Genomic DNA, 13,472 nt, shown 5'->3' with positions numbered 1-13,472 from the left:
CGCACACGGTGGTGCCGGGCTTGCGGGGGCGGATCCGGTCGGTGAAGTCGGCGGCGGCCATGCGTGCCGCGGCTCGGCCGCTGGTGTGGCTGTCATGTCTGGGCGGGGTGGCTGTGGCGGTTGGCGGGGACCGGCAGGCCGAGGTTGCCGCGCAGCGTGTCGGCGGTGTATTCGGTGCGGAACAGCCCGCGCTTCTGCAGCAGCGGGACCACTCCGTCCACGAAGAGGGCGAGGTCGTCGTCGGTGCGGAAGGCGAGGTTGATGCCGTCGAAGGTGCCGGCGGCGAACCAGCGCTCGATGGTGTCGGCGACGGTCTCCGGCGCCCCGACGAACGGCGACCGGCGGAACTCGCTCACCGACTCCGCCACTTGACGCAGCGTCAGGTTCTGTGACCGGGCCCGTTCGATGATCTTCGCGGCGCCGGTCCTGCCGCCCTTCTCGGCGAGGTGCGCCACGTCGGGGAACGGCGCGTCCACATCATGTGCGCTGAAGTCGTAGGCGCCGAAGGAGCGGCCGAGGAGCGCGAGGTTGCGGTCGAAGTCGTTGTCCTCCTCGAAGATCTCCCGCTCGCGCCGCCGGGCCTCCTCGTCGGTCGGGGCGACGACCGGGCCGCCGTGGATGAAGATCTTGATGTGCTCGGGGTCGCGGCCGTGGGAGGCGGTGCGGCGCTTGATGTCCGCGTAGTACTCCTGGGCCTGCTCCAGCGAGCCGCCGGGCGCGTAGATGCCCTCGGCGACCCGCGCGGCGAGGTCACGGCCCTCCTCGGAGACCCCGGCCTGGAAGATCACCGGCTGGCCCTGCGGGGAACGGGAGATGTTGAGCGGCCCGGCGACCTTGAAGTGCTCGCCCTCATGGTTGAGTTCGTGCAGCTTGGCCGGGTCGAGGAAGACGTTCCGTGCGACGTCGGCGGGAAACGCGTCGTCCTCGTAGGAGTCCCACAGCCCGCGGGCGACCTCGACGAACTCCAGGGCCCGGCCGTAGCGGGTGGCGTAGTCGGGGTGCTCGTCCAGCCCGAAGTTGCGGGACGCGCCGGTGTCGAAGCTCGTGACGACGTTCCAGCCGGCCCGGCCGCCGCTGATGTGGTCCAGGGAGGCGAAGCGGCGGGCCAGGTTGAACGGCGAGTTGTACGTCGAACTCGCCGTGCCGACCAGCCCGATGTGCCGGGTGTGGGTGGCGACGGCCGACAACAGGGTGAGTGGTTCGAGCCGGTTGAGGTAGTGGGCCGGGTAGGTGGCGTTGATGAACTGGCTGTCCACGATGAACAGCGCGTCGAACAGTGCGTGTTCGGCGGCCTTGGCCTGGCGGATGTAGTAGTTGATGTCGATGCTGGCGTTCTTCGCGACGCGCGGGTCCTTCCACAGGCCGTGCTGTCCGGGGCCGCCGACGCCGTAGGGGTGCAGCGCGAGGTGGATCGTGCGGGACATGGCTGTTCCTCTCCGTGGTGTGGTCAGGCGTTCAGCAGCGCGCGCAGCGCGGCGCGGCCGGCCCGGTCGGTGGCAGCCGCGCGGAGCGTGGGGGCGGAGCCGACGAGCAGGCGCGTGTACGGGTGCCGGGGGTGGTTGACGACGTCCCGGGCGGCCCCGGACTCGACCAGTTCGCCCCGGTAGAGCACGGCGATGCGGTCGGAGGTCCCGACGACGGAGCCGAGGTCGTGGGAGATGAGTACGAGGGCGACCCCGGCGGCCCGCAACTCCTTGAGGATTTCCAGGACTTGTACGCGGTTGGCGGAGTCGAGGGCGCTGACCGGCTCGTCCAGGATGACCAGTCGCGGCTCGGTGACCAGGGCACGGGCCACCGCGACGCGCTGCCGCTGCCCGCCGGACAGTTCGCCGGGCAGCCGGTCGAGCAGGTCCGCGGGGAGCCGGACACGGTCCAGGAAGGCGCGCGCCCGTTCGGCCGCCGCGGCGGCCGGGACGCCCTGGACGAGCAGCGGCTCCGTCAGGGACTCGGCGACGGTGAGGTCGGGGTCGAGGCTGCGCAGCGGGTCCTGGAAGACGTACTGGACGAGACCGCGGCGGCGCAGTCCGCGCCACTGGCGGCGGCCGTATCCGCTGACGTCCTCGCCGGCGATGCGGATCGTGCCGGCCGCGGCGGGCACCAGGCCGAGCACGGCACGGGCGAGGGTGGTCTTGCCGGAGCCGGTCTCGCCGATGACGCCGACGGTCTCGCCGGCGGTGACGGCGAGCGAGACGCCCTTCAGCGCGGGCCGGGACCGGCGGCGCGGGCCGTAGCGGACGTCGAGGCCGGTGACCTCCAGGACGGGGTCGGTCGTTCGCCGCTGGTCGCCGGTCACGTCGCCTCCGGGGGTGTCAGGAACTTCTCCAGGCCGTACTGCTCGTGTTCGGCGATGAGCAGCCGGGTGTACTCGTGCCGGGGATCGTGCAGGACCTGCCGGGTCGGACCCTGCTCGACCACCTCGCCTTCGCGCAGGACGACGACCTCGTCGCACAGCTGGGCGACGACGGCCAGGTCGTGCGAGACCACCACCAGGGCGAGGCCGGCCTGGTCGCGCAGGTCGGCGAGCAGGTCCAGGATCTCCGCCTGCACGGTCACATCGAGGGCCGTCGTGGCCTCGTCGGCGATGAGGACGCGCGGGTCGGCGGCGACGGCCGCGGCGATCAGTACGCGCTGGAGCATGCCGCCGGACAGTTCGTGGGGGTACTGGGTGTAGACCAGTTCCGGGTCGTGCAGCCGTACCGCGGCCAGCAGTTCCACGGCGCGGTGCCGGGCCGCCCGCCGCTTCAGTCCCTTCTTGACCCGGACGACCTCGGCGATCTGGGGGCCGACCCGGATCGACGGGTTGAGGTAGGACGCCGGGTCCTGGAAGACCGCGCTGATCGTGGCGCCGCGCAGGGCGGTCCACTGAGCGGGGGTCAGGGTCGCGATGTCGGTGCCGGCGATCTCGATCGAACCGCCGGACACCTCGAAGTGCGGCGGCAGGATGCCCAGCGCGGCCCGGCAGGTGAGGGTCTTGCCACTGCCGGACTCGCCGACGATGCCGACCACCTTCCCGGGAGTCAGCTCGAAGCTCACCCCATGAACGATCTCCCGGCCCCCGGCCCGATCACTGACCCGCACCCCCCGCACAGCCAGCACCGGCACACCACCGCCGGGGCCGGATGCCCCGCCGACAACAACGCCGACCGACGCACCAGCGGCACTGTCCAACCCGTCGGCCCCGCCACCCGGATCGTCGCCGGCGCCCACCCACTCGACCTCAGCGCCATGCGACCCACCACCGGCGCCAGCCGGTCCGGCGGCGGCGGCCGGTCCGGCGGCGTCGGCCGGTCCGGCGGCGTCGGCCGGTCCGGCGGCGTCGGCCGGTCCGGCAACGGCGCCCACCGACCCACCGGCAGCACCATCCGGTCCGACGGCGGCGACCGCAGACGTACCGGCGGTGCCGGCCGACGCACCAGCGGCATCCACCGACGTACCGGCGGCACCGCCCGGACCGCCACCGGCGCCCGCCCACTCGGCGGCAGCGCCCTGCGTCCCGTCGCCTACAGCCGGTCCGGCAGCGGCGCTGACCGCCCCACCACCGGCGCCCACCGATCTACCGGCAGCGCCAACCGGCCGGCCACCGGAACCAGCCGACGAACCAGCGGCACCGTCCAACCCGTCGGCCCCGCCACCCGGATCGTCGCCGGCGCCCACCCACTCGACCTCAGCGCCATGCGACCCACCACCGGCGCCAGCCGGTCCGGCGGCGGCGCCGGTGGGGCGCGGGGTGTCCCGGAGGGCGTTCGTGTTGTTCGGGAGGGTCGTCATCGTGTGCCTCCGGTGGCGACGGAGTCGGTCGCGGCGCGGCGGTTGGCGCGGGCCTTGCGGGAGTTGACCAGTGCGCGCCCCGCCTCGCCGGAGACGTCGCGGATGGCGTCGGCGAGCAGGTTGGCGGCCCAGACGGTCGCCATGATCAGCAGCGCGGGCACCACCGGCGCCCACGGCTGGTGGCTGAGATAGCCCAGGTCCGAGGCGAGCAGCCCGCCCCAGGTCGGCTCGGGCGGCTGCACCCCGATGCCGAGGAAGGTCAGGCTGGAGACGATGACGAAGCCGACGCCGATCGTCTGGGCGAACGCGACGGCGAGGGGCGGGAGCACCTTGACCCACACATGCCGGCGCACCACCCAGCCGATGGACGCGCCGGAGATGAGCGCCGCCTCCACATACTGCGAGCGGGCGACGGAGAGCGTGGCGGCACGGGCGACCCGGTAGAAGAGCGGGGAGACCAGCGCGCCGGTGACGAGCATGGCCTGGGTGATGCCGTTGCCGAGCAGCGCGATCACGGCGACCGCGAACAGCAGGAACGGCAGTGCGACCAGCGTGTCGGCGAGGCGCAGGGTGACCCACTCGAAGACCCGGCCGAGGTAGACCGACAGGATGCCGGGGACCGCGCCGACGACGAGGGCCATCACGGCGACCTCAAGCGATCCGAGCACACTGACGCGGGAGCCGTCGAGCAGCCGGCTGAGCACGTCGCGGCCGAGGTAGTCGGTGCCGAGCCAGTGCGCGCCGGACGCGGCGGCGAGCGTGTTGTCGCTGGTGGCCAGGGGGTTCTGGGGGGCGAGCAGCGGGCCGAGGAGCGCGAGCAGCGCGATCACGGCGAGGATGCCGACGGCGATCCGGGCGGAGGTCAGGGCGAGGACACGGCGCACCATGGTCACACCCCCCGCCGGGCGGCCGGCGTCACCCGCGCCAGCACGAGGTTGACGACCAGGTTGAAGGAGACGACCAGGACGATCGACACCACGAGCACCCCTTGTACGGCGGGCACGTCCCCGGCCTGCGCGGAGTCGTTGGCGAACCGGCCGAAGCCTTGCAGGCCGAAGATCCACTCCGTCACGACGGACGCCCCGACGAGTGCGGGGAACTTCAGGCCGAGGGTGGCGAGCACGGGCCCGAGGCCGTTGCGCAGGACGTGCCCGAAGAAGATCCGCCGGGGGCTCAGCCCGCGGACGACCGCTCCGGTCACGTAGTTCTCGCGGTAGGCGGCGATGAGACTCGTACGCAGTTGGCGTGCGACGTCGGCGACGACGTCGAGGCTGAGGGCGAGCGCGGGCAGCGTGATGTGGGCGAGCCAGGGGCCGATCCCCTGCCGGGCCGGTACGTATCCGGCGGACGGGAACAGGTGCAGCCCCACCGCGAGGACGGCCACCAGGACGATGCCGACGACGAACGCCGGCATCACCGAGATCACGGTGACGAACCCGGTGATCGCCCGGTCGATCCACGTGGTGCGGCGCAGCGCCGCGACCGTGCCGAGGACGAAGCCGACGAGCACGCCGAGGATCAGGGCGAACGTCGCGATCGACAGGCTCACGCCGAGGCCGAGGCCGATGAGCGTGGAGATGTCGGCGCCGTTGACCCAGCTGGCGCCGAGCTGTCCGTGCAGGACCCCGGTGAACCAGTCCCAGTACTGCGTCAGGAACGGCCGGTCCAGCCCCCATTGGGCCTCGACCCGGTGGATCGCCTCGGGGGTGGCCTCCTCGCCGAGCTGGATCCGTGCCGGGCTGAGCCCGCTCAGCGACCGGAGCGCGAACGTCACGAACGTCGCGACCAGGAACACGGGCACGAAGATCCCGACCGACCGGGCGACGGTGGCCAGGACGCGGCCGAGCGTGTGCCGTGCCCGGATCGCGGCGGCCCCCCGGCGGCGGGCCGGTGTCGCCGGTGCCGCGGTGGTCGTCATGGGGATCGCCCCCTTTCTGTTGCTGTCTGTCGTGGACGGGTTGTCGGTGGCGGGGGCCGGGTCAGCTGCCGCCGATGGTCACGCCGGTCCAGTCGAGGTGGGCCGGGTTCTTCGGCAGGGCGGAGACCGACTTGCTCTTGGCGAAGAGGTTCGGCGAGGAGTAGGTGAACACCAGCGCCCTGCTCTGCAGACCGGCGCGGGTCGCCGCTTGCAGGACCTTCGGGTAGGCGGGCGCGTCCAGCGGGGTCCGGCGCACCCTGGCGACGGCCGCCTCGAAACCGGCGGGCTGGTACGGCGAGCTGAGGTTCAGCGGGCCGTCGGGGCCGAAGTGGGCGGTGAGCGTCTGCACGGCGGAGTCCCGGCCCGTGGTGCTGTACAGGGAGAACGTCAGGTCCTTGGCGAAGAACGGGGTGGCCCAGTTCTTGTCGATCTTGATGGTGACCTTGATCCCGACCGCGGCGAGCTGTGACTGGACGATCTCGGCCGCGGGGTCCTCGGAGGGTATGACGAGGTCGAGCCGGAGTTCGCCGCCGCGGTAGCCGGCTTCGGCGAGGAGCCGCTTCGCCTTCGCCGGGTCGTAGGGGTAGGCGTCCGCGGACCGCGGGTCGTAGGCCACGTATCCCTTCGGGAACGGCTGGTCGGTGGCCTCCCCGTAGCCGAAGGTCAGTTTGTCGACGAATTCCTTGCGGTTGACGGCGTGCCGCACTGCGTCCACGACCTTGTCGTCGTCGAACGGCGCCTTGTTGACGTTGAGGCTGATGTTGGAGGCGTTGAACCCCGGCTGGATGAAGACGTCCAGGCCGGCCTGTTTCGCCGACCTGGCCTGGCTGGGGTCGATGTCGGCGAAGTTGTAGACACCGGTCTGCAGGCCGGAGACCACGGTGGCGGCGTCGGGGGCCGAGGTCAGTTCGACGTTGTCGATGTGGATGTTCTTCGCGTCCCAGTAGTCCGGGTTCTTCTTCAGCAGCACCTTGGTGCCCGGCACCAGTTGTTCGACGACGAACGGTCCGGCGCCGACCGGGTTCTGGTCCAGCTTCGACGGGTCCGCCGCGGCCTTGGGGCTGGCGATCTGCAGCACGCGCTCGCCGAGGAGTTGGGGGATCTGGTAGTCGACCTGGGTGAGGTGGACCACGGCGTCGAGCCCCTTGGCGTCGACGGACTTGATGGAGGTCAGGTCGCCGAAGAGCGCCGAGTTCTGCTGCTTCTTGGCCCGCTCGACGGCGGCCTTGACCGCGCTCGCGTCGAGGGGCGTGCCGTCGCTGAACTTCAGGCCGGGGCGCAGGTGGAAGGTGATCCGGTCGCCCCTGGCGTTGTACTTCCAGCTCTCGGCGAGGTCCGGGACGGCCTTTCCGCTCGCGTCCGTGCGGGTCAACGAGGCGTATACGAGCGCGAGTTCACGGAACTGGGCGCCGCTGCCCGAGACCACCGGGTCCCAGTGGGCGGGGAAGTAGGAGGAGGCCCACTTCAGCGTGGCGTTGCCGGACGCGGAGGCGGTGTCGCCGCCGCAGCCGCTCAGGGCGGGCGTGAGCAGGGCGAGGAAGGCGGTGGCGAGGGCGGCGGGCCGCAGCCGGCCGGGGCGCGGTTCGGCGCCGCGGCGGGCGCCGGGTTCGGGGCGGCGGAAGGTGACTCGTGCGGGCATCTCATTCTTTCTGTGACGGTCCCGGGCCGGGGCGGGCGGTCCGGGCGCGCGGGACGGCCCGCCGTGGCGGGTGCGGGCGTCGGCACGCACCCGGGCGGGCGGGGCCGGGGAGGCTTGGCGGCACACGTCGGACGCCACCGGGACGGCGGGCAGGGCAAGTTCACCGCAGGGCGGCTACCGGTGGCCGGGCGTGTGCCGTGCGGCGGTGGGCGGCAGACGGGGGGATGACGGACGCGCTCGCCTCGTAGGGCGCGGGCGTGGGCGGCGGCCGGCGGTCGGCGTCCGTGGGCGGAAGTGGACGGCGGTCAGCGACAGAGGGCGCTACAGGTGCGCCGCAGGTCCACGTAGCGGCACACCACACCGGGGTGCGTCGTGAGCATGCTGTTCATCCTGGGGGCAGCCGCAAGCCACTGTCAATGGACACCAATTGATGTCTCATTCGGTGGACCGGATCGGGAGGGCGGCACAGGAGAAGCCCCCTGACCGAAGCCAGAGGGCTGGTGCGTCCGTACGGACAGGGGCGCGCGCCGCGGACGGCGCCCGTGGGCGGAGGGCGGGCGGGCAGACGACACCTCGCGGCATCCTTGCCCGGCGTCACTCCGGCTGCTGCTCCGTGCCCAGCACGTACAGCTCGGGCAGGTTGACGACGATCGCCTCCTGGGTGCTGCGGGCGATGACCACGACCGCCTCGCTGTCGGGGCTGGGGTTCTCCTCGCGGTGCGGCACGAACGGCGGTACGAAGACGTAGTCGCCGGGTGCCGTGCGGATCCGGATCTCCTCGGGCGTCCCGCAGGAGTCGTCGAGGAAGACGAACTCCGGGTTGCCCGCGACGACATGGATGGCGGTCTCCGAGGCGCCGTGGTGGTGGTTGGAGGAGGCGGTGCGGGGCGAGACATGGGTCTGGCCCATCCAGATGCGCTCCGAGCCGACGGTGGCCCCGCTGATGGCGGCGAAGCGGCGCATGCCCTCGGTCTGCGCGGTGCCGTCGTCGAGCGCGTCGGCGCGGATGTGGTGCAGCCGCGCCCGCAGCGGCCGGGCGGGGCCGGCGGGCCGGGTGAGGTCGGGGTGGAACGCGTCGCGCCCGCCTTGCGGGCGGGGCTCGGCGGCGGGGGGTGTCTCGTGCGAGGTCATGGCGGTTCCTGCTCGTCGACGGTGCGGGGGCGGCCGGGCCGGGCGGGACGCGCGGCCGGGACGGAACGGATCAGGGGGCTCGGGCGGCTCGGGCGGCCTCGACGGATGGGCCGTGGGGCCGACCGCGGCGACGCGGATGCCGTCCGGCGCTCGGCGCGTACGCGCACGATCCTGCGGTGACGGTAGAGAGCCCGCCAAATGGATGTCAAGATGTGTCCAATGCCGGCTCGCCCGTTCGGCGGCCGGGACGCGGTCCGGCGCCGCGGCGTGCGACCGACGAGACGGAAGACGGTGCAGATGCATATCTCGGCGAAGGCCGACTACGCGGTGCGGGCCCTGGTGGAGCTGGCCGCGGACAGCACGCGTCCCCTGACCTGTGAGGGGATAGCCGCGGCCCAAGAGATCCCGTTCCGGTTCCTCAAGTCCGTCTTCCGCGACCTGCGGGCCGCCGGACTCGTGCGCAGCCAGCGCGGCTGCGAGGGCGGCTACTGGATCGGGCGGGACGCCGACCGGATCACGGTGGCCGAGGTGATGACGGCCGTGGACGGGACGTTCTTCACGGTGCGCGACGAGGCACCGGCCGACCTGGTGTATCCCGGTACGGGCCGTGCGGTGCCCGGCGTGTGGCAGGACGTGGAGGCCGTCGCCCTCGCGCTGCTGCGGCGCACCACGATCGCCGAACTCGCCCTGCGGGGCGCGGCGGGCGCGCCGGACGAGGCCGGCGCCGGGGCCCCGCGGCGGGCGGTCGGCGTATGACGGACGCGCCGCCGGACACCGAACCCCTGGTCGCGGTCACCGAGTTCACCGACCCGGCCTGCCCGTGGGCCTGGGGCTCCGAGCCCGTCGTACGGCTGCTGCGCACGGTCTTCGGGGACCAGCTGCGGTGGCGGCGGGTGTTCGGCATCCTCTTCGACGACACCGACGATCCGGCGCCCGACCCCGCGGCCGAGGCCCGCTGGTACGAGGGTTTCGTGCGGGACGTCACCGCGCACACCGGCGCCCCGCGCCCGGCGCGGCTGCACTGGCTGACCCGGACGAGCTGGCCCGCCTCCCTCGCCGCCAAGGCCGCGCAGCGGCAGGGTGCGCAGCCGGCCGAACGGGTGCTGCGCCGGCTGCGGGAGAGCACGTTCGTCGCGGGGACGCCGGCGGACACGGCGGCGGGCGTGGCCTGGGCGGTGCGCGGGATTCCCGGGCTCGACCCCGATGTGCTGCGCGCCGACTCGGCCTCGGCCGGGGCACGGGCGGCCGTCGCGGCCGACCACGTTGAGACTCGCAGGCCGTGCCACGAGGTGCGGCAACTCGATGCCCCAGGACCCCATCCGGGCCGGGCCAAGGAACTGGCCGACGGCATGCGCTACGCGCTGCCCACGCTGCTCTTCGACGGCCCCGGAGGACGGGTCTGTGTGCCGGGCTGGCGTCCGGCGCCGACCTACCTGGAGGCGGCCGAGAGAGCGGCGGGCACCGCACTGCGTACGGCGGGACCGGTGCGGGCCGAGGCGGCGCTTGAGCGGTGGCGCACCCTCACACTGCCCGAGCTCGAACTACTCACGGGCGGCCGCACCCCGCCGGCCGGCGCGGTCGAACTCGCCACCGCGCACGGGGTGTTGTGGCTTCATCCGGAGGAGGCGGCCTGCCATCCGGCGCTGTGCGAGCCGCACCCGGAGGCGCCGGCCGGGACGGGAGAACGGGCGGCGGGGGCGGTCTCGGCGAATGAGACACCATGAGGTGTCCATTGACAGGGCCGTGACGGCGACGTGAGGATGTGGACCATGCATCCGCTGCACCCCGGCGTCGCCTGTCGTCACGTCGACCACTGCCGCACCTCCAGCGCCCTCTGTCGCTGAGCGACCGCGTCGTCCCGGCGCCCGGGCGTCCCGGCGGGACCAGCCCCTCGCGTCCGTCCGGCCGGCCGTCCCCGGCATCCGCCCGGACGCGGGCGCCGCGGACCCGCGCCGCCCCACCCCACCCGGTGCACGACCGTACCCGGACACCGCTGCCCACCGCGCCGACCGGCACGACCGCCGCGCGCCCACCGGACCGCACACCCGCATCCCCCGCACCGACGGCCCGCCGCCGCGCCGTCGGTGGCCCGTGCCGGTCGACGACCACTCCGTCCTGTCCCGCACCGGCCCGCTCCGCGGGCCGGCCGCCGTACTGCCCGAAGGGAAGCCGCGTGACCGCCTCCGCCAGCCCCCGCCTCCATCCCCGTGCCGCCGGTCCCGAATCCGCCGAGATACTGCGCAGCACCCTGCGGCGCCATGCCGCGGGCGTCACCGTGATCACCGTCCCCGGCCCGGCCGGCTTCACCGCGACCTCCTTCACCTCGGTGTCCCTGCGCCCGGCCCTGGTCTCCTTCTGCGTCGGACTCACGGCGTCGGCGACACCGGCCGTACGGGCCGCGGACCGGTTCGCGGTGCACCTGCTCGGCACCGGGGACACCGCCCTCGCCGACCGGTTCGCCACCAGCGGCATCGACCGGTTCGCGGATGTCCCCTGGCGCCGCGGCACCGCCGGAGTGCCCCTGCTCGACGGGGTGAGCGCCTGGCTCACCGCACGGGTCACCTCGCGCCAGACCCTCGGCGACCACCTCTTCGTGGTCGGCCAGGTCGACGACGGCACCGTCGTCGACGAGGCCACGCCGCTGGTCCACCACGCGGGTTCCTTCGCCTCGGCGCTGCCGCTCGCCTGACCACCCGCCTGCCCGACTGCCCGACCACCCGTCCCGGCTGTCCCCAGGCGGACTGAGTACGCGTGCTCAGGACACGGGCCGCGGCGGCTCCTACGGTCAGTCCCGACGGGCGGCCACGGACGTGCGGCCCGCGGGACTTCGGGGGAACCATGAGCGCCGGCGGCCACCACTACGACTACCACCGGCACGCCTACGCCATGGCCCCCGCTCGCGGGCGGTGGCCGGCCGCCTACCTCACCGTGGTGGGGCTGCTGGCCGGCTGCGGCGCCCTGATCGACGCGATCGCTTTCTACATCTCGATCTTCGCCACGGACGACTGCTCGTCCCAGAACCCGGCGTTCCGGTGCACGACGGCCGGGGTCCTGACGATGCTGGGACTGCCCTGGCTCGGTCTCGCCCTGGCGGTGGCCGCCTCGGTGGTGCCCGGCCTCGTCGTGCACCGCGGCGGCGGCTCGCCGTGGTGGTTCCTGCCGCTCGGGGCCGCGCTGTACGTCGCCTCGCTGGGCGGCACCTGGCTGGTGATGACGTCCTGACCGGGCCGGTTCGCGTCCGTGCTCGCGCCCCTGTCGGACGCGGTGCACTGTGGGAGACATGTTCTCCTCGCAGCAGCTGTTCGCGCGGCCCTGGCAGCCGTGGCGGCCGAGCCGTCTGCTGCTGTTGGTCCCGGTGGGACTCATCGTCGTGATCACCGTGGCCGACACCGTGTCACCGGCGGACATCGTGCTGGGCCCCCTGCTGGTCATCGCGCCCGCGGTCACCGCGTGGTTCGAGGGCCCGGGGGTGACGGGGGTCATCGGGGCCACCGCGGCGGCGGCCCAGGCGTTCATCGGCTGGCGTTCCGGCATGCTGCTGTCGCGGAACATCCTGGTGCAGATCGTCGCCCTGGTCGTGCTCTCGCTGCTGATCGTGGTGTTCTGCGCGGTGCGTGAGCGACGCACCCGCGAACTGGCCCAGGTGCGGTCCGTGGCCGAGGCGGCCCAGCGGGTGCTGCTGTGGCCGCTGCCCCAGCGGCTCGGCACCCTGCAGCTCGCCTGTGTCTACATGGCCGCCGAGGAGGAGGCGGAGATCGGCGGCGACCTGTACGCCGCGGCCCGCAACGCGGAGGGCACCCGGGTGGTCATCGGTGACGTACGGGGCAAGGGTCTGTCGGCCGTCGGGGAGGCGGCCCTCCTGCTCGGCGCGTTCCGCGAGGCCGCGCACCACAACGCGGCCCTGCCCGAGCTGGCCGTCTCGCTGGAACAGAGCGTGACCCGGTATCTGGCCGATTTCGAGCCCGCGGACGAGGCGGGTGAGCGTTTCGCCACCGTCCTCCTGCTGGAGATCCCCGACCGTGATCCCGTCGTCCGGCTGACCAGCTGCGGTCATCTGGCGCCGCTGCTGCTGACCGCCGGCCGGCCGGTGACCGCCCCCGAACTGGTCCCCTCGCCTCCGCTGGGGGTCGGTCTGACCGGCCCCGATGACATCTCGGTGGCCGTGCTGCCGTTCGCCGCCGGGGACACGCTGCTGCTGTACACCGACGGGGTGGTCGAGGCCAGGGACCGCGGCGGCGCCTTCTACCCCCTCGCGGAACGCGTCGCCCAGTGGGCCGGGCACTCCCCGCAGTCGCTGCTCCACCACATCCAGCGCGATCTGCTCGCCCACACCGGCGGCCGGCTCGGCGACGACGCCGCCCTGATCGCCATCCGCCGCGCCCCGGCCCTTGACCACCTCACCGGACCGGCCCGGCTGCTCCCCCACGCCCGGTGAACCACCGCCCGCCCGCACTCCGGCGACCGGCCGCCCCGCCCCGGACCGAGTCATGGCGCCGCTCGGCGGGCACCGGTGTGGGCGGGCGGTCGCGCCCTCGTGGGCACGGCGGCCCGCGCCCGCGGCGGAGCGCCGCCCCCGGACGCCGGCCCGGTCGGGCGGCCATGGCCATGCCCCTGCGCCGGTCGGGGCAGGCGCGGGCGAACCGGGCGCCGGACGTGCGACACCGCCGAGGCACCCCCGAACCGTACGTGCGCGACCAGTCACGACGACGCCGCGGACAACCGACGACACACCACGGCACTCCCAGCGGACCACAGGCATGCGCAGATGCCTGCGATCCCGCCACCCCCACTGAACGCCCGCACAGCAGCACCCCAAAGGGGCGCGAGGAACTGCGCGACCAGCCACGACGACGCCGCAGCCGACCGACGACACACCGCGGCCCGACCAGCGGAGCGCTACCGCAGTCGGTGGAGCGTCACGTCCGTGAGGGGGGCGTCGGTCAGGGTCGCGCCCCGAGCACCCTGAGGGCGCGCGGGGAACTGCGCGCCCGCCACCACGCCGCCGCCCCCGGCCGA

General features: G+C 73.7%; 12 protein-coding genes. 5 read left to right on the top strand and 7 right to left on the bottom strand.

Translation table 11 applies throughout. The annotated features are described in order from the left end of the window. Positions 1 to 92: 92 nt before the first annotated feature. The 7 genes from AC27LF_RS09200 to AC27LF_RS09170 form a co-directional block, all read right to left on the bottom strand. Positions 93 to 1,424, bottom strand: coding sequence for an LLM class flavin-dependent oxidoreductase (locus tag AC27LF_RS09200; RefSeq protein ID WP_479663366.1), 1,332 nt, complete (start codon positions 1,422 to 1,424; stop codon positions 93 to 95). A 23-nt stretch (positions 1,425 to 1,447) separates the two neighbouring features. After that, positions 1,448 to 2,293, bottom strand: a complete 846-nt coding sequence (locus tag AC27LF_RS09195) for an ABC transporter ATP-binding protein (RefSeq protein WP_479663365.1) — start codon at positions 2,291 to 2,293, stop codon at positions 1,448 to 1,450. After that, positions 2,290 to 3,102 (bottom strand): ABC transporter ATP-binding protein, encoded by an 813-nt coding sequence (locus AC27LF_RS09190; protein WP_479663364.1) that lies wholly within the window; start codon positions 3,100 to 3,102, stop codon positions 2,290 to 2,292. Before AC27LF_RS09190 ends, AC27LF_RS09195 begins: the two co-directional genes overlap by 4 nt. Positions 3,103 to 3,764: 662 nt before the next feature. Beyond that, the gene (locus AC27LF_RS09185; protein WP_404026750.1) at positions 3,765 to 4,655 is read right to left on the bottom strand and encodes an ABC transporter permease; all 891 of its coding nucleotides are present in this window, start codon (positions 4,653 to 4,655) and stop codon (positions 3,765 to 3,767) included. A gap of 2 nt (positions 4,656 to 4,657) precedes the next feature. Further along, the gene (locus tag AC27LF_RS09180) at positions 4,658 to 5,686 is read right to left on the bottom strand and encodes an ABC transporter permease (RefSeq protein ID WP_479663363.1); all 1,029 of its coding nucleotides are present in this window, start codon (positions 5,684 to 5,686) and stop codon (positions 4,658 to 4,660) included. A 61-nt stretch (positions 5,687 to 5,747) separates the two neighbouring features. After that, entirely contained in the window at positions 5,748 to 7,325 is a 1,578-nt protein-coding gene (locus tag AC27LF_RS09175) for an ABC transporter substrate-binding protein (RefSeq protein ID WP_479663362.1), read from the bottom strand. Between the two features lie 594 nt (positions 7,326 to 7,919). Beyond that, on the bottom strand, positions 7,920 to 8,456 hold the full coding sequence (locus tag AC27LF_RS09170; protein ID WP_479663361.1) for a cupin domain-containing protein: 537 nt from the start codon (positions 8,454 to 8,456) through the stop codon (positions 7,920 to 7,922). Between the two features lie 297 nt (positions 8,457 to 8,753). Between AC27LF_RS09170 and AC27LF_RS09165 the strand changes: the two genes are divergently transcribed. The 5 genes from AC27LF_RS09165 to AC27LF_RS09145 all read left to right on the top strand — a co-directional run bounded on the left by AC27LF_RS09165 (position 8,754) and on the right by AC27LF_RS09145 (position 12,891). Beyond that, complete coding sequence (locus tag AC27LF_RS09165) at positions 8,754 to 9,212, top strand: RrF2 family transcriptional regulator (RefSeq protein WP_479662287.1); 459 nt, start codon at positions 8,754 to 8,756, stop codon at positions 9,210 to 9,212. Next, positions 9,209 to 10,180, top strand: a complete 972-nt coding sequence (locus AC27LF_RS09160; RefSeq protein ID WP_479662286.1) for a DsbA family oxidoreductase — start codon at positions 9,209 to 9,211, stop codon at positions 10,178 to 10,180. The genes AC27LF_RS09165 and AC27LF_RS09160 overlap by 4 nt, the downstream gene beginning before the upstream one ends. 449 nt (positions 10,181 to 10,629) lie before the next feature. Beyond that, the gene (locus AC27LF_RS09155; RefSeq protein WP_479662285.1) at positions 10,630 to 11,145 is read left to right on the top strand and encodes a flavin reductase family protein; all 516 of its coding nucleotides are present in this window, start codon (positions 10,630 to 10,632) and stop codon (positions 11,143 to 11,145) included. 149 nt (positions 11,146 to 11,294) lie between these two features. Next, complete coding sequence (locus AC27LF_RS09150; RefSeq protein WP_479662284.1) at positions 11,295 to 11,678, top strand: DUF1190 domain-containing protein; 384 nt, start codon at positions 11,295 to 11,297, stop codon at positions 11,676 to 11,678. 58 nt (positions 11,679 to 11,736) lie between these two features. After that, positions 11,737 to 12,891, top strand: coding sequence for a PP2C family protein-serine/threonine phosphatase (locus tag AC27LF_RS09145; protein WP_479662283.1), 1,155 nt, complete (start codon positions 11,737 to 11,739; stop codon positions 12,889 to 12,891). The last annotated feature ends 581 nt before the right edge of the window (positions 12,892 to 13,472 follow it).

It is taken from the genome of Streptomyces diversicolor (genome assembly GCF_057537855.1).
This window is presented reverse-complemented; position numbering and strand designations above follow the sequence as displayed.